Source organism: Streptomyces sp. NPDC052301 (assembly GCF_044593395.1).
Lineage (GTDB): Bacteria > Actinomycetota > Actinomycetes > Streptomycetales > Streptomycetaceae > Streptomyces.
Genome location: NZ_JBIUBE010000002.1, coordinates 305,639 through 321,772, shown reverse-complemented (window position 1 = coordinate 321,772; position 16,134 = coordinate 305,639). Strand labels below are relative to the sequence as shown.

Below are 16,134 nucleotides of genomic sequence, written 5' to 3'. Positions count from 1 at the left end.
CGCGAGCCAAGGAGGTTCCCATGCAGCTCATCACCTGCCCCTGGTGCGGCGAGCGCGAAGAGATCGAATTCCACTACGGCGGGCAGGCACACGTCGCCTACCCCGACGACCCGTACGCGCTCGACGACGAGCAGTGGGCCCGGTACGTCTTCTTCCGCGACAACCCCAAGGGTCCGTTCGCCGAGAGGTGGGTGCACGCGGCCGGCTGCCGGCGCTGGTTCAACGCCCTGCGCGACACCGCCACCCATGAGTTCCTCGCGGTCCACGACATCCGTGACCGGCACCCCCGCACCACGGGCACCGCGCCCGGTGCCGAGCGGCACACAGGACAGGAGGCCGGCCGATGAACAACCCGTTCCGCCCCCGCGGCCACGGTCACCTCGACCGCGACACCACGCTCACCTTCATCTTCGACGGCACCACCTACACCGGGCACCCCGGCGACACCCTCGCCTCGGCGCTGCTCGCCCACGGCGTGCACCACGTGGCCGACAGCATCAAGTACGGACGGCCGCGCGGCATCCTGGCCGCCGGCGCCGAGGAGCCCAACGCGCTCGTGCAGATCGAGGCGCCCTTCCCCGAGCCCATGCTCACGGCCACCACCGTGGAGCTGTACGACGGCCTCGTCGCACGGGGGCTGTCCGGCCGGGGACGGCTCAGCAGCCGGCCCGACCCGGCCCGCTACGACACCATGCACGCCCACTGCGACCTGCTGGTCGTCGGCGCCGGCCCGGCGGGACTGGCCGCCACGCTGGCCGGCGCCCGGTCCGGCGCCCGCGTGATCCTCGTCGACGAACTACCGCGTCCCGGAGGGTCGTTGCTCGGCACCCAGGAGCTGCTCGACGACGCACCGGCGACCGAGTGGGTCAGCGGTGTCGTCACCGAACTCGCCGCCTGCGCCGATGTGAGGATGCTGCAGCGCACCACCGCGTTCGGCCACTACGACGACGGACTCGTCCTGGCCCTGGAGAAGCGCACGGACCACCTCGGCGCCGCGGCACCCGCGCACCTCTCGCGGCAGCGGATCTGGCGCATCCGCGCCCGGCAGGTCGTCTACGCCACCGGCGCCCACGAGCGTCCGGTCGCCTTCGACAACAACGACCGCCCGGGCATCATGCTGGCCGGCTCGGCGCGCACGTACCTCAACCGCTTCGGCGTCCTGCCCGGGCAGCGGGCCGTCGTGTTCACCACGAACGACAGCGCCTACCCGGCAGTGCTCGAACTGGCCGACGCGGGCCTGCGGATCGCCGCGGTGATCGACGCCCGCGAGGAGGTGCCGGAACACTGGCGCACCGCCTGTGCCGAACGGGGCATCGGCCTCCGGGCCGGCCACGTCGTCACCGGCACCAGCGGCGTCGCACACGTCTCCCGCGCCCACGTCGCCCCCTTCCGCCAGGCACGCCTCGGTGACCGGCAGGGCATCGACTGCGACCTGCTGCTGGTCTCCGGCGGCTGGAACCCGGCGGTGGCTCTGTTCAGCCAGGCCCGCGGCACGCTGCGCCACGACGCCGCGACCGGAGCCTTCGTGCCCGCGCAGGCGCCGGACACGGTGCGTACGGCGGGAGCGGCCGGCGGCACCTTCACCCTGGCCGGCTGTCTCGCCGACGGCGTGGACGCCGCCCGGCGGGCCCTGTCCACCCTCGGCAGGACCGGCGGGACGGTCGCCCTGCCGACCGCCGGCCCGCTGCCGGAGGGAGCACCGGGCCGGGTGCTGTGGCGGGTCCCGAGCCCCCAGGACGGCCACGGCCAGGACGGCTCCCGGCAGTTCGTCGACCTGCAGCGCGACGCCGTCGTCGCCGACGTGTTGCGGGCGACCGGGGCGGGCCTGCGGTCGGTGGAACACGTCAAGCGCTACACCACGATCGGCACCGCCCACGACCAGGGCCGCACCTCCGGCGTGATGACCTCGGGCATCGTCGCCGAGGCGCTCGGGGTGGACGTCGCCGACCTCGGCACCACCCGCTTCCGCCCGCCCGCCGTACCCGTGCCGTTCGCCGCCCTCGCGGGCCGCAACCGCGGGGACCTGTTCGACCCGGTCCGGGTGACCGCGCTGCACCCGTGGCACGTCGAGCACGGCGCCCTGTTCGAGAACGTCGGCCAGTGGAAGCGCCCCTGGTACTACCCCCGGGCGGGCGAGATGATGGAGGAGGCGGTGCTGCGCGAGTGCCGGGCCGCCCGCACGGGCGTCGCGATGATGGACGGCTCCACGCTCGGCAAGATCGACGTGCAGGGCCCGGACGCCGGTGTGCTGCTCGACCGGCTCTACACGAACCTGATGAGCACGCTCGAGGTGGGCCGGATCCGCTACGGCGTGATGTGCGGCGTCGACGGCATGGCACTCGACGACGGCACGGTGATCCGTGTCGCCGAGCAGGAATTCCTGCTGACCACGACCACCGGCAACGCGGCCAGGATCCTGGAGTGGATGGAGGAGTGGCTGCAGACGGAGTGGCCGGACCTGCGCGTGCACCTCACGTCGGTCACCGAGCACTGGGCGACCATCCCGCTGGTGGGGCCCCGCTCCCGCGCGGTGCTGGCCCTGGTGGCTCCCGAACTGGACGTCGACAACGACGCGTTCCCGTTCATGTCGTGGCGCGACACCACCGTCGCCGGCATCCCGGCCCGGGTGTGCCGGATCAGCTTCTCCGGTGAACTCGCCTACGAGATCAACGTCCCCGCCTGGGACGGCATCACCGTGTGGGAGGCCCTGTACGCGGCAGGCGGTCCGTTCGGCATTACCCCGTACGGCACCGAGACGATGCACGTGCTGCGCGCCGAGAAGGCGTACCCGATCATCGGGCAGGACACAGACGGCACCGTCACCCCGCAGGACCTGGGCATGTCGTGGGTCGTGTCCAAGAAGAAGCCGGACTTCATCGGCAAGCGGTCCTTCTCGCGCGAGGAGAACCGGCGCGGCGACCGCAAGCAACTGGTGGGCCTGCTGCCGGCCGACGAACGGGTGCTGTTGCCCGAAGGCGCCCAGATCATCGCCACGAGCACGGTTCCGGAGCCACCGGTGCCCATGCTCGGGCACGTCACCTCCAGCTACCGCAGCGACGCGCTGCAGCGCACGTTCGCCCTGGCCCTGGTGCGCTCCGGAACCGAGCGCATCGGCGACACCCTCTACGTCCCGCTGGACGGCCGTACCGTCCCGGTGACCGTGACCGACCCTGTGCTCTTCGACAAGGAGGGAACCCGCCGTGACGGTTGAGACGCCCACTCGCTGCAGCCCGCTCGCCGCGTGGCAGGACCGCCTGGCCCGGCTGCCCACCGGAGTGCGGGCGAGGGAACTGCCCTTCCTGACCCAGCTCAGCCTGCGAGTGCGGCCCGGCAGCCCCGCCGCGAGGGCCGTCGAGGCCGCCTTGGGCATCACGCTGCCGGGCCCCGTGAGCGCCGAGTTGTCGGGCGACGTCGAGGCGCTGTGGATGGGCCCGGACGAATGGCTGCTCGTGGCCCCCGACGGCCGGCGGCACGACCTCGTCGCCCGGCTGCGGTCGGCCGTCGGGGACGAGTTCGCCACCGTCACCGACGTCTCGGCACAGCGCACGACACTGGCTCTGTCCGGGCACCTGGTCCGCACGGTGCTGGCCCAGGGCTGCGCCGTCGACCTGGACCCGCGGGTGACCCCCGTCGGCGCGTGCCCGACCACGCTGCTGGCCCAGGCCCCGGTCACCCTGGTGGTGCGGGGCGAGGCAGCCTCCGATGTGTGGTTGCTGGTCCGATCGTCGTTCGCGTCCTACCTGGCCGCCTGGCTCGTCGACGCCTGCACCGAGTACGGCGGAGGCACCGGATGGCCATCACCGTCTTCGACCTGCTGAGGAGCCGTCCGTGAACAGCGAGTTCGTTCTCACCCTCAGCTGCCCCGAGCGCCCCGGCGTCCTGCACGCCGTGACGTCGTTCCTCCTCCGGCACGGGTGCGACATCACCGAGCACCAGCAGTTCGACGACACCGACGGGGGCAGCGTCTTCCTCCGTACGAGCTTCACCTCCGCCGGGAGCGACCTGCGCGGACTGCGGGACTCCTTCGGCCCCACAGCCGCCGAGTTCGGCATGGAATGGCAGCTCAGGGACGCCGCGGCGAAGCCGCGCGTGCTGGTGATGGTGTCGAAGTTCGACCACTGCCTCGCCGACCTGCTCTACCGGTGGCGCAGCGACGAACTGGACGCCGAGATCGTCCTGGTGGTTTCCAACCACCCCGGCCTCCGGCCGCTGGCCGCGGCGCAGGGCGTGCGTTACGAGCACGTCCCGGTCACGCCCGACACCAAGCCGCAGGCGGAGGCGCGGCTGCTGGCGCTCGTCGAGGAGCACCGCGTCGACCTCGTCGTCCTCGCCCGCTACATGCAGGTGCTCTCCGACGACCTGTGCAAGCGGCTGGAAGGCCGCGCCATCAACATCCACCACTCCTTCCTGCCGAGCTTCGCCGGAGCCAAGCCCTACCACCAGGCCCACCGCCGCGGGGTGAAGTTCGTCGGGGCCACCGCCCATTACGTCACCGCCGACCTGGACGAGGGCCCGATCATCGAGCAGGAGATCATCCGCGTCGATCACCGCGCGAGCCCCGGCCGACTCGTCACCGTCGGCCGTGACGCCGAACGCCTGGCGCTGGCCCGCGCCGTCAACTGGCACTGCCAGGGCCGCGTCCTGCTCCACGGCAACCGGACCGTGGTCTTCGACTGACGGGCTCCGGTGGGGACGCGAACACCCGGCGCCGAACGGGTCGGTGAGCGCAAGCCGCTGCAGGCGCAGCCGCCCGCCGTCCGACGCCACGTGGCTCTTCGTAGGGGCTCCGGAGACCGGCTGGTCTCCGGAGCCCTGGTCTCCGGTCCGGCGCGGACGCCTGCGTGGCCCGCGTCACCGAGCCGGGGTCAGCTGCCGGTCAGCAGTCGTCGGACGACGTACCCGGCGGAGTCCACACCGGACGTGCCTCCTTCGACCAGGCTCGCGACCGCCATGCGGGAGTTGTACGCGGTGAGCCAGCCGTTGGTGTGGTCCCCTTCCTCGGCCGTGCCCGTCTTGCCGCCGACTCCCGGCAGTCCGCCGAGACGGGGTGCGGCGGTGCCGCTGGTGGCCACGCTGCGCATCATCGACCGGAGGTAGCCCGCGGTGCGGGCGGCGATCGGCCGGGGGGCGGTCTGCTGGTGCTGCCCCGGCAGAACGACGGGCTGCTCGAACCTGCCGCCTCGTACGGTGGCCGCCACGGACGCCATGAACAGCGGTGTGGCCGTGACTCTGCCCTGGCCGATGAACTGGGCCGCCTGGTCGCCGCCTTGAGCATCCGTGGGGATGCTCGGATCGGTCGTGGCCACACCGCCGCCGATCGACCAGCTGCCCATGCCGAACACATCGACGGCCTCGTCGTGCAGGGCGGAGGCGTCACCGTCGTGCACGAGGTAGTGGAAGCCGTCCTTGATGAAGGAGGTGTTGCAGGACACCGTGAACGCCTGGGCGAGAGTGGAGCCCGGGTCGGCCTTCACGCCCGGGTCGTTGTGGAACAGCTGGCTGTTGGCCGTCAGTGAGTCCGTGCAGGGCGCGGGGCTGTTCGGCGTGAGGCCTGCACGGTCGAACAGGGCCGCCGAGGAGATGATCTTCATGGTGGAGCCCGGCGACTTGATGCCGTTGATGGCGATGTCCCCGTCCGAGCCCGAGTGCGCGAGCGCAAGGATGTGACCGTTCCGCCAGTCCAGTGCGACGGTGCCGGCGGGCTTCTCCTGGAGGTGGGGGTCGGTGACCGCCCGTTCGGCCACGGCCTGGAGCCGGGCGTCGATGGTCGTCCTGACGACCGGGGTCCGGCCCTGGGAGAAGACCTTCAGCGTCTTGACCCCGGCACCGCCGTCGTCGACCACGGCCACCCCCGTCCCGGTACTGCCGCCCGTGGGCTTGGCGTTCCGTCGGACGGTCGCCGCGATCTCGCGCAGCGAGGAGAACGTGGACAGGTCCGTCCGGCCGTCGCTCGCCACCACCTTCGCCGAAGTGGCGCCGGCGGGCAGCTTGCCCGCGCTGAGGGACTGCTCCGCACCGAGCCCCGGGTACAGCACCGAGTTGTTCCAGTGCACCGCCGGTACGCCGTTCGTGCTGTGCACGACGGCCACGGCACTGGAATACGTCCAGGTGCCGCCCGCCACCTGGGCCCGCACGTCGAACGTGACCTTGGTGGCGCCGGGCGTCACCGACGACGGACCGGCCGAGAGCACGTGGTCGAACGTCAGCCCTTTCAGCCGCAGTCCGTCCTTGTACCGCCGCAAGGCCTGAGCAGCCGCGCCGGGCGTGTCGGTGTCGCCGGCCGCGCCGTCGAGGTGCTGCGCGGACCAGTCGTCGAGGAACGTCCGGGCCCATCGGACCGCGTCGGAGTTCGACGGTGGCGTGCTCGACAGGGCGGACGGATCGAAACCGCGGGCCGCGTCGGGCCGGCCGTCCCGCGATGACCCGGCGGTCGAGCCGTGGACGATGTTGTACGTGCCGATGGCCCCGACCACGAGCAGCGCGGCGCATGTCCCGGCCAAGCCGAGCTTCACAGGTCTGTTCACGACAGGGATTCTCGCCGCCCGCAGACGGTGGGGCCTGAGTACGCGTACTCAGGCCCCACCGCGACGTCGAGCCGTGCGCAGACCCACGACGGTGTTCGGTGCCACCACTCGGCTCGCGCGCCGGTATGCGTTCGGGGAAACATGTGCACATGTAGCATGCGTGAACGTCATGGACTTCACCGATGTGTCACTGACCGCGCTGCGGGTCTTGCGTGCGGTGGCCGAACACGGCACCTTCACCGCCGCCGCGGTGTCGCTGGGCTACACCCAGTCGGCGGTGTCACGGCAGATCGCTGCGGCCGAGCGCGTGGCCGGCGCGGAACTGCTGGAGCGGCGCCGGGACGGGGTGCGGCTCACCCCGGCGGGCCGCGTCGTCATGCGCCGCGCGACGATCGTGCTCGACGAGATCGACGCGACCGCGAGGGAACTCTCGGGACTGCCCGGGCAGACGGGGACGGTCCGTCTGGGCTGGTTCCCCAGCGCCGGTGCCGTCCTGGTTCCACGGGCCCTGGCCGCACTGCGCCGCACGGACCCGGACCTGCATGTCGTCGGCCGGGAGAGTGGCAGCACCCCGGCGCTGGTACGCGCCCTGCGGGCCGGCAGCCTGGACCTGGCCCTGCTCTCGTCGGCTCCTCCGTTCCGGCCACCGGACGCCGAGTCGCCCCCGCTCGTGCTGCAGACGCTCACCGAACGCGCGCTGCGTCTGGCGGTGCCCGCCGCCCACCCGCTGGCCCGCGGCGAGTTCGTCGACGTGGCCGACCTGCGCGGGCAGCGCTGGATCTCCGGCTCCTCCTCGGGAGACGACCGCGCGATGGGCGTGTGGCCGGGCCTGGACGAGCGGCCCGAGATCGCTCACACCGCCCGCGACTGGCTGGCCAAGCTCCAACTGGTCGCCGCCGGCTGCGGGCTGACCACCGTGCCGGCCGTCTTCACCGCCCTGGCACCGGCGGGTGTGCGCATCCTCCCGGTGCGCGGCGGCCCCCAGGAACAGCGGCGCCTGCTCCTGGCCCGGCTTCCGCAGCCGCCGAGCGAGGCGGTCACCCGCCTGGCGGCCGTCCTCCGGGAAGCGGCCCTGAACGACGCCGGCCCGAACCCGGACACGCCTGCGCCGCAGCAGTCCTTCTGAGGCCGTCCCCCTCACCCTCACCGAACCGGACGGCACCGGCCGCCTGTTCCCGCTGGAGGTACCGCACCGGATCGCCGCCCTCACGTGAGGCCCGCGCCGGCGCGGGCCTCACGTGACGGTGCCGCCGGTGATCCGGGCGGCGATGTGACGCTGGGCGACGATGAGCGGGGCCGCCCCCGGGACGGAGGCGAGGACCGCGGTCGCCATGACGGCGTTCCACTGGTTCGTGTGGGCGCCGAGGTACCGGTGAAGGCCAGGCGCGGCGTCGTGGAAGCCGAACCCGCGGCCCGGCGAGCATCTCGACCGCCAGTAAGGGGTTCCCGCCGGCTCCTTCGAGCACGGCACGCATCCGCTCGTCGACGGCTTCGCCCAGTGCGTCACCGGCGAGCCGGCCGATCGCCGTGCCGGGCAGTGGGCCCAAGGGGACCGTGTGCGCCGGGAGTTCGTCCCGCACGGCGGCGACGATCTCCTCCGCCCTTCCGCCGTCGCCCTGGCGCGCGGGCGGGTGAATCCGTGGGATCCGACGGTGGCGCCGCTCATGTGAAATCAGCGGGCGGTGGCGAACGAGCGATGCGCCCAGTCGGCGAAGGAGGTCCAGCCGATGTCCGGGCGAGCGGCGTGGAGCGCGGGGATGTCGACGCGGTAGCCGGGGCCGTTCAGGAACGTCCACATCGCGTGCATGTCCGGATTGCCGATCGACGTCAGCGGCACCCGCTCGCAGCGGACCTCCCGGCCGAGTGCCGCGCCGAGCGCGGCCGCCATCTGGGCGGGAGTGGGTGCGTCCCCGGCCAGTTCGATGCGCCGCCCGGCGTGGCGGGCGGGGGAGAGCAGCACCTCGGCCGCGAACGCGCCGAGGTCGGGGCGGGCGAGCTGCTGCAACGGCCGGTCGGGGGGCAGCGGCAGCTCGAGCACACCGGCGAGGATGCGCTCCGCCCCGCCCAGCGCGTTGTCGAAGAAGTACGTCGGGCCCAGGATCGTGTACGGCACGTCGCCGGAGGCCAGCGCTGCTTCGATGCGTGCCTTGCTGTCGAAATGCGGTACGCCGCTGTGCTGGTCGGCGCCCGCCACGGAGCTGAACACGAGATGCGGTACGCGTCGTCGCGTCGCGGCGTCCAGGATGGCGCGGCCCTGGGCCACCTCCGCCTCCAGCCCGGCCTCGAAGGGGGTCGTGAACGCGAAGACGCCCGACACCCCGTCCATCGCCGCGGCCAGCGACCCCGCATCGCTCAGGGAACCCGCCACCACCTCGACGCCCTGGCCGGCCAGTTCCCGCGCGGCGGGGCGGCCGGGGTCCCGCACCAGCGCCCGGACCCGGGCCCGGCGGCCCAGCAGCGCATCGGTCACGGCCCTGCCCTGTCCGCCGGTCGCGGCAAGCACCAGGATCGGCTCGTCGGTCATCGAAGACCTCCCTTCCTCGCGGTCCGGCGGCACGGGATCGCCGGCCGGTCCCCACGGTAACGAGCGGTCACCGACGACACGCTCGGCCACGCCGCGCCCCTGACGGGGCGTCGGGCATGCGGGGCGTCGCTCGGGCGCGCACCGGTGGGGTGTCCCCCAGGTGCTCGGCCAGGGACCAGGACTGCAGCTCACCGGTGCGGATGGGATCGAGGTGATCTCGGCGACGTGCCGGGGATCGGCCACCGCGGCCCCGCCCGGGGTCTGGACGCCCTCGGCGAGGTGCCGACGAGCACGGGCTGCTCCCCGGCGTACACGCCTGTCGGCGGTGGAAGATCGTCCTCCCCTGCCGCATGATGGTTGAATATAGAACAATGAACGGCTGAGAGGTGGCCAGGATGAGCAACGTCGAGACGCGGCCCGTCGAAGTGCGGTGCGGCACATCGGCAGACGCCGAGCGGCCCGCCGGCACCGCGCAGGTCGAGGTGCTGACCCCGCGCGACGTGCCCCTGGGCGGCCCGCGGGCCATGACCGTGCGGCGCACCCTGCCGCAGCGCGGCCGCAGCTTGATCGGTGCCTGGTGCTTCGCCGATCACTACGGCCCCGACGACGTGTCCGAGACGGGCGGCATGGACGTCGCGCCGCACCCCCACACCGGGCTGCAGACGGTGAGCTGGCTGTTCAGCGGGGAGATCGAGCACCGGGACAGCCTGGGCAGCCACGCCTTGGTGCGGCCGGGCGAGCTGAACCTCATGACCGGCGGATACGGCATCTGCCATTCCGAGGTCTCCACCCCGCGGACCACCGTCCTGCACGGCGTGCAGCTGTGGGTGGCACTGCCCGAGGCGGACCGGGACACCGTGCGGAACTTCCAGCACCATGTCCCCGAGCCGGTGCGGGTCGACGGGGCGCGGGTCAGCGTCTTCCTGGGCGCGCTCGCCGGCGTCACCTCGCCCGTGCCGACCTTCACGCCCCTGCTCGGTGCCGAGATCACACTCCAGCCGCACACAGCCGTGACGCTGTCCGTCGACCCCCGCTTCGAGCACGGTCTCCTGGTCGACCGGGGAGACGTCCGGCTCGCCGACACCCTCCTGCGCCCCGCCGAACTGGGCTACGTCCCTGCGGGCCCCGGCACCCTGACGCTGACGAACGAGTCGGACGGCCCGGCCCGGACGGTTCTGCTCGGCGGTACGCCGTTCGAGGAGGAGATCGTGATGTGGTGGAACTTCATCGGCCGGAGCCACGAGGACATCGTCAGGGCCCGTGAGGACTGGCAGAACGCCTCCGACCGGTTCGGTGCCGTCCAGGGATACCCCGGAGACCGTCTCCCCGCGCCCGCCCTGCCCCACGCCCACATCAAGCCGCGCGGGAACCGGCCGCGTCACTGACCCGCGTCGGGCCGGCACCACCGACGACGCCGTCGGCCTCGTCTTCGTCGCCGCCCACGTCCTCGAAGAGGGCGAGATCGGGCGAGCTGCAGGGACGCTTCCCCGCCTCGCCGCCGGCGAGCGCCCTCGAGGAGTGGACGTACCGCGTCGCCGGCGGTGACCCCGCCGTCGAGGCCGAGGGCGCGTCGCACGCGGTCGCCGTCTCCGGGCCGAAGGAGGTCGCCGACCTCATCCGCGAAGCCGTACGCGCGACGAGCTGACCCGACGGTCCGGACCGCGCCGAGTGCGCCGTGCCCCCGCGTCGGCCGGCACGGCGCGCGCACCTGGCCGAGGGTGCAGTCGTCGGCGTGCACGGCGGACTGGCCGTACCAGCCGTGGCCGGTGCCGGATCCGCCGGTGGTGACGGTGACCGTTCACCTCAGCCGCAAGGGCTGCCCGGCAGCTGCAGCTCCGCCCAGATGGTCTTGCCCGTGGCGGTGTACCGGGTGCCCCAGCGCTGGGCGACCTGCGCGACCAGGAAGAGCCCCCGTCCTCCCTCGTCGGTGCTGTGGGCACGGCGCAGATGCGGCGAGGTGTTGCTGGCGTCCGACACCTCGCAGATGAGGGCCCGCTCGTGGATCAGCCGCAGACCGATCGGCCCGCAGGCGTGTTTGATGGCGTTCGTGATCAGTTCGCTCACGATCAGCTCGGTGGTGAAGGCGGCGTCCTCCAGCCCCCACGTGGCCAGCTGGCAGGCAGCTTTCTCGCGCGCCTCGTGCACGGCCCGCGGGTCGGCGGGCACCTCCCAGGTGGCCACGCGGTCGCAGGAGAGGGCACGGGTCCGGGCGATGAGGAAGGCCACGTCGTCGTGCGGATGCTCCGGCAGGAGGATGCGGACCATCGTGTCGCAGATCTCCTCCAGCGGCCGGTCGGGATGGGCCAGGGCGAAGCAGAGCCGCTCGAAGCCGATGTCCACGTCGCGGTCCGAGGCCTCGATGAGGCCGTCGGTGTAGAGGGCGACCACGCTGCCCTCCTCCAGTTCGATCTCGGCCGACTCGAAGGGCAGCCCCCCGAGTCCCAGCGGGGGGCCGGCGGGAATGTCGGGGAGCTCCACCGGTTCGCTGAGGTGCGCGATGGCCGGTGTGGGGTGTCCGGCGCGGGCCACGCTGAGCTTCCGCGAGATCGGGTCGTACACGGCGTAGACACAGGTCGCGCCGATCACCACCGGCCCGCAGGCGGCCGCCTCCGCCTCGTCCGCCAGCCGCAGCACGAGATCGTCGACGTGCGCGAGCAGCTCGTCGGGCGGCAGATCCATGTCGGCGAGGGTCTGCACGGCCGCGCGCAGCCGGCCCATGCTGGCGGCGGCGTGGATGCCGTGGCCGACGACGTCCCCCACCACCAGGGCGACGCGCGCGCCGGACAACGGGATGACGTCGAACCAGTCGCCGCCGACGCCCGCCTCGGCGTCGGCCGGCATATAGCGGTAGGCGACCTCGACGGCGCAGTGAGAGGGCAGGTCGGGCGGAAGGAGACTGGTCTGCAGTGCGAGGGCCGAGTGGTGCTCCCGGACGAACCGACGGGCGTTGTCGACGCACACCGCGGCACGGGCGACCAGCTCCTCCACCAGCAGCAGGTCGTCCTCGTCGAACGGGTTCGGGTTCTCCCAGCGGAGCAGCGTGACCACGCCCATGGTCACACCCCGTGCCCGCAGCGGGACCACCATGTGCGAGTGCACCCCGAGGCGGATGAGCCGGGACAGGCGCTGCGCGTCGCCCGCCAGCCACCAGGTCGCCGGTGACACGACCGGGTCACGGACCGGCCGGCCCGTGTTCAGGCAGCGCTGCTGCGGAGACTTCGGTGAATATCCGCTGGGCGCCCCGACGGCGACGATCGCCTCGGGCAGCTCCTTGCGGATCGACAGGTGCGCCGCCCGCTGCAGCGTGCCGCCGGTGACCGGTCCGGGGGCGAGGTCCCTGGCCGCGAGGACGCCCTGGAAGAGGTCGATCGCCACGAAGTCGGCGAGCTGCGGCACCAGCACCTCGGCGAGCTCCTGCACCGTGCGGTCGAGGTCCAGGGTGGTGCCTATCCGCTGCGCCGCCTCGTTGACCAGGGCCAGCCGCTCGCGCGCCCGGTCCTGGGCGGTGAAGTCCACCGCGGTGTGGCACACCCCGAGCGTCTTGCCCTCGAAGTCCCGCAGCGGGAACGACGAGCGGAGCCTGAGGTGCCCCTGCGAGTTCCGGCGGGACATGCCCTGTGCGGGCGTCACGTGCTCCACGGCGGGCGTCACCCGGCCCGACAGCAGCGCCTGGCGCGCCTGCCAGTCCACGGCCGGCGGCACCTGGCCCGGTCCGGAGGGCGCGGTGATGCGGTCGGCACCGTGGTGGGGCGGCAGGCCCTCCATCCCGGCCAGCACCTGGTTCACCCACTGCAGGCGCAGCTCGCTGTCCAGCACGGCGATGCCGATCGGCGACTCCTCCAGGAGGCCGCGCAGCACCGCCTGGTCGAGCTCCCACCGGCGCGAGTCGGAGGCGTCGCAGGCCACGGCGAGCCAGGCGGAGCCGTGCTCCGTGTGCAGTGGACACGCCCGCACGGCCAGCTCGACCGGACGGCCCGCACGGTGACGCGCGGTGACGAGGCCCTCCCAGCCGTCCCCGGCCCGCTGCGCCGCGGAGAACGTGGACGCCGGTGCGTCGCCGGCCAGGAGCAGCGAGGTCGCCGGGTGCCCCAGGACATCCGCCGCGGGATAGCCGAGAAGGGCTTCCGCCCTGCCGTTCCAGTAGCGGATCAGGCCGTGCGCGTCCATGAGGGCGACGGCGGCAGACGTGATGCCGAACGGATCCCCCTGGTGCTGCGCGGCCAGATCCTTCAGACCCATGGTGTCGGCCCCATCCGCGGGCGGGCTTCCTCAGACCACGGTCTCACATGGCATCCGGCGTGTCCTCGCATCCCTGACCGGTGTCGCACCGCCTCCCGCGCCTCACAGCATGACGTGCTTGGGCTGGGTGTAGTCGAGCAGCCCGGAGAGCGAGAGGTCGCTGCCGTAGCCGGAGTGGCGTACTCCGCCGTGCGGCATCTCCGAGACCGTCGTGCCGTGGGTGTTGACCCAGACGATGCCGGTGCGCAGCGCGCGACAGGCGCGCATGGCGCGGTCGTGGTCGCGGGTCCAGACGCTCGCGGCCAGCCCTTGGGGGACGCCGTTCGCCATCCGCAGGGCCTCGGACTCCTCCGTGAACCGCTGGACGGTGACGACGGGCCCGAACACCTCGCTCTGCACGATCTCGTCCCCCTGCCGGACCCCGGCGATCACCGTGGCGGGGTGGAAGTAGCCGGGGCGGTCCAGGGGAGCGCCGCCGGTGATCAGTTCGGCGTGTTCCGGGAGTCTCCCCAACAGTGCGCTGACGGTGCCGAGTTGAGCCGCGTTGGCGAGGGGGCCGAAGTCGGCGTGCGCGTCGTCCGGGGCTCCGGGCGTGCGCCGTGCGGCCTGTTCGGCGAAGGCGGTCAGGAAGCGGTCGTGGAGCCGGTCGTGGACGAGGATCCTGGTGGCGGCCGTGCAGTCCTGGCCCGCGTTGTAGTAGGCAAGCGTCGCCAACTGCTCGACCGCGTCGTCGACATCGGCGTCCTCATGCACCAGCACGGGCGCGTTCCCGCCGAGTTCGAGATGGAGCCGCTTGAGGTCGGCGGCCGCCGCGGCGGCGATCTCCTGCCCGGCGCGGACGCTGCCGGTGACGGCCACCAGCCGGACGTCCGGCTGGGCGACCAGCGAGCGCCCGGTGTCACGGTCGCCGCACACGACGTTGAGCACACCGGGCGGCAGGTGCTCGGCGGCCAGCCGGGCCAGGAGCACGGCGGAGGACGGCGTCGTGTCGGACGGCTTGAGCACGACGGTGTTGCCGGCCGCGAGCGCGGGAGCGACCTTCCACACGGCCATCATCAGCGGGTAGTTCCACGGCGTGATCTGGGCGCAGACGCCGACCGGGTCGCGGCGCAGGACGGAGGTGCGGCCCGGGGTGTACTCGGCGGCCGCGGCACCCGGCAGGTTCCGGGCGGCCCCGGCGAAGTACCGCAGCACGTCCACGATCGCGGGCAGTTCGTCCGCCAGGAAGAGGGCGCGCGGCTTGCCCGTGTCGGCGACCTCCGCGCGCGTCACCGCGCCGGCCCGCCGCTCCAGGGCGTCGGCGATCCGCAGCAGCGCGGTCTGCCGCTCGGCCGGGGTCGTGGCGGACCAGCCCCCGAACGCCTCCTGTGCCGCCCGGCAGGCCTCGTCCACGTCCTCGGGACCGGAGAGCGGGGCCGTCCCGTGGGGGAGCGCGGTGGCAGGGTCGGTCAGCCGCAGGGTGGCTCCGGAGGCGGCCGGTACGTCCTTGCCGCCGACGTGGTTCAGGACGGTGGTGAGGCCGGCGGTGTCAGCCACGGCGCAGCGCCTCCTCGGCGGCGGCCCGGCCGGTGCGGACGGCGCCTTCCATGTAACCGGCGACCCACTGGTCGGAGCCGCAGACGTAGAACGGCGGTTCGTGGCGGCCGTGCAGCGGTCCGACCGCCATCACCTCGCCCGGGGGCCACTGGGTGACGTAGCCCCGGGTCCACGGATCGGTGCCCCACAACCGCAGGTGGCAGGCGGCCGGCCGCAGCGCCTCGGTGCCGAACATGGCGGCGATCTCGGCGAGCAGCTCGGGGGTGCGTTGCTGCGGCGGGGTGCCCAGCAGGACGCCGTACCGCTCGGGCGGGACCAACGCCGACAGCACTCCCTCGTTCTGCGGCCAGGTGCTGCCCAGCACTCCCTCCGTCTCGGACAGGCCGTTCAGGCCGTCGGCACGCCAGAAGGGACGGTCGTAGACGGCGGCGAACTTCGCGGCCACCGCCTGCCGTTGCCGGTGCAGGGAGGCCAGGCGGGCCTCGCTCACCCCCGTGACGGCGACCGACCGCAGGGGCCCCACCGGCAGGGCGCTCACCACGGCCCCCGCGGTGACGGTCTCGCCGGTGACCAGGCGTACGGTGCACCGGCCGGGCCGTACGTCGACCGCGGCGACGGGCGAGCCGAGGCGGATCCGCGGGCCCAGCTCGCGGCCCATGACCTCGGCGAGCGTGGCCGACCCCGCCGCCAGCCGCAGTCCCTCCCAGTTGTCGTAGTCGTAGTCGCCGGTACCGGGCACCGCCGCGCTCTTGCGCAGCGCGGCCAGCAGCGAGATCCGCTCGTACGACCCTCCCGCCAGTCCCAGCTGGCCGATCTCCCACAGCCGGACCACGGCGGGCGTGGCCTGGCAGGAGCGCAGCCAGTCGGCGACGGACAGCCGGTCCAGGGTGTCCGCCCGCGGATGCGACCAGGGGTCGTCGGGGTCGACGGTGGCGGCGAGGTCGCCGAACTCGCGGCTGAGCCGCTCGTGCCGGGCCGCGTCGCCCGGGCCGAACCAGTGCGGTGGATCGCCGGCCGAGCGGCCTTCGGGGGTGGCGCGGGTGATCCGGCCGGGCTCGGCGACATAGCTGGGCACCAGCTCCAGGCCGAGTTCCTCGGCGAGCTGCAGATAGGCGGTGTGGGCGTGGCCGACGACCTCGCCGCCCAGCTGGACGGTGCGGCCGTCGGGGGTTCGGGTCTGCTCGACCCGGCCGCCGACGCGGTCCCGGGCCTCCAGGACGAGCACGTCGGTGCCGGCGGCCGACAGGTCCCGGGCGGCGGCGAGTCCGGCCAGCCCGGCGCCGAGCACGATCACGTCGTGATGCATCGGTT

12 protein-coding genes are annotated in these 16,134 nt (G+C 73.3%); 6 read left to right on the top strand and 6 right to left on the bottom strand.

Going from position 1 to position 16,134, the window contains the following annotated elements:
* The first annotated feature begins 20 nt into the window (after nucleotides 1–20).
* From ACIHEJ_RS05130 to purU, 4 genes are read left to right on the top strand one after another with little or no spacing between them, the layout of a single operon-like run.
* Nucleotides 21–347, top strand: coding sequence for a sarcosine oxidase subunit delta (locus ACIHEJ_RS05130; RefSeq protein ID WP_400132256.1), 327 nt, complete (start codon nucleotides 21–23; stop codon nucleotides 345–347).
* Complete coding sequence (locus ACIHEJ_RS05125; RefSeq protein WP_400132255.1) at nucleotides 344–3,211, top strand: 2Fe-2S iron-sulfur cluster-binding protein; 2,868 nt, start codon at nucleotides 344–346, stop codon at nucleotides 3,209–3,211. The genes ACIHEJ_RS05130 and ACIHEJ_RS05125 overlap by 4 nt, the downstream gene beginning before the upstream one ends.
* Nucleotides 3,201–3,818: a sarcosine oxidase subunit gamma gene (locus tag ACIHEJ_RS05120; RefSeq protein WP_400132254.1), complete on the top strand. Its 618-nt coding sequence runs from the start codon at nucleotides 3,201–3,203 to the stop codon at nucleotides 3,816–3,818. Before ACIHEJ_RS05125 ends, ACIHEJ_RS05120 begins: the two co-directional genes overlap by 11 nt.
* Nucleotides 3,703–4,677, top strand: coding sequence for a formyltetrahydrofolate deformylase (purU, locus tag ACIHEJ_RS05115; RefSeq protein ID WP_400132253.1), 975 nt, complete (start codon nucleotides 3,703–3,705; stop codon nucleotides 4,675–4,677). Before ACIHEJ_RS05120 ends, purU begins: the two co-directional genes overlap by 116 nt.
* A gap of 188 nt (nucleotides 4,678–4,865) precedes the next feature.
* On the opposite strand, the gene ACIHEJ_RS05110 is transcribed toward purU, so the two are convergent.
* A complete protein-coding gene (locus ACIHEJ_RS05110) occupies nucleotides 4,866–6,524 on the bottom strand; it encodes a penicillin-binding transpeptidase domain-containing protein (RefSeq protein WP_400132252.1) in 1,659 nt (552 codons plus the stop codon).
* Between the two features lie 169 nt (nucleotides 6,525–6,693).
* On the opposite strand from ACIHEJ_RS05110, the gene ACIHEJ_RS05105 reads away from it, so the two are divergent.
* Complete coding sequence (locus tag ACIHEJ_RS05105; RefSeq protein WP_400132251.1) at nucleotides 6,694–7,650, top strand: LysR family transcriptional regulator; 957 nt, start codon at nucleotides 6,694–6,696, stop codon at nucleotides 7,648–7,650.
* A gap of 546 nt (nucleotides 7,651–8,196) precedes the next feature.
* Here ACIHEJ_RS05105 and ACIHEJ_RS05100 read toward each other — a convergent pair.
* Entirely contained in the window at nucleotides 8,197–9,048 is an 852-nt protein-coding gene (locus ACIHEJ_RS05100; RefSeq protein ID WP_400132250.1) for an NmrA/HSCARG family protein, read from the bottom strand.
* A gap of 395 nt (nucleotides 9,049–9,443) precedes the next feature.
* Between ACIHEJ_RS05100 and ACIHEJ_RS05095 the strand changes: the two genes are divergently transcribed.
* Nucleotides 9,444–10,433 (top strand): pirin family protein, encoded by a 990-nt coding sequence (locus ACIHEJ_RS05095; RefSeq protein ID WP_400132249.1) that lies wholly within the window; start codon nucleotides 9,444–9,446, stop codon nucleotides 10,431–10,433.
* Here the strand turns inward: ACIHEJ_RS05095 and ACIHEJ_RS05090 are convergent.
* The 4 genes from ACIHEJ_RS05090 to ACIHEJ_RS05075 form a co-directional block, all read right to left on the bottom strand.
* Complete coding sequence (locus ACIHEJ_RS05090) at nucleotides 10,402–10,665, bottom strand: hypothetical protein (RefSeq protein ID WP_400132248.1); 264 nt, start codon at nucleotides 10,663–10,665, stop codon at nucleotides 10,402–10,404. The two genes, ACIHEJ_RS05095 and ACIHEJ_RS05090, sit on opposite strands and share 32 nt — an antisense overlap.
* Before the next feature lie 186 nt (nucleotides 10,666–10,851).
* Nucleotides 10,852–13,287, bottom strand: coding sequence for a SpoIIE family protein phosphatase (locus ACIHEJ_RS05085; RefSeq protein ID WP_400132247.1), 2,436 nt, complete (start codon nucleotides 13,285–13,287; stop codon nucleotides 10,852–10,854).
* Between the two features lie 102 nt (nucleotides 13,288–13,389).
* The gene (locus ACIHEJ_RS05080; RefSeq protein ID WP_400132246.1) at nucleotides 13,390–14,823 is read right to left on the bottom strand and encodes an aminobutyraldehyde dehydrogenase; all 1,434 of its coding nucleotides are present in this window, start codon (nucleotides 14,821–14,823) and stop codon (nucleotides 13,390–13,392) included.
* On the bottom strand, nucleotides 14,816–16,129 hold the full coding sequence (locus ACIHEJ_RS05075; RefSeq protein ID WP_400132245.1) for a flavin monoamine oxidase family protein: 1,314 nt from the start codon (nucleotides 16,127–16,129) through the stop codon (nucleotides 14,816–14,818). Before ACIHEJ_RS05075 ends, ACIHEJ_RS05080 begins: the two co-directional genes overlap by 8 nt.
* Nucleotides 16,130–16,134: the final 5 nt, after the last annotated feature.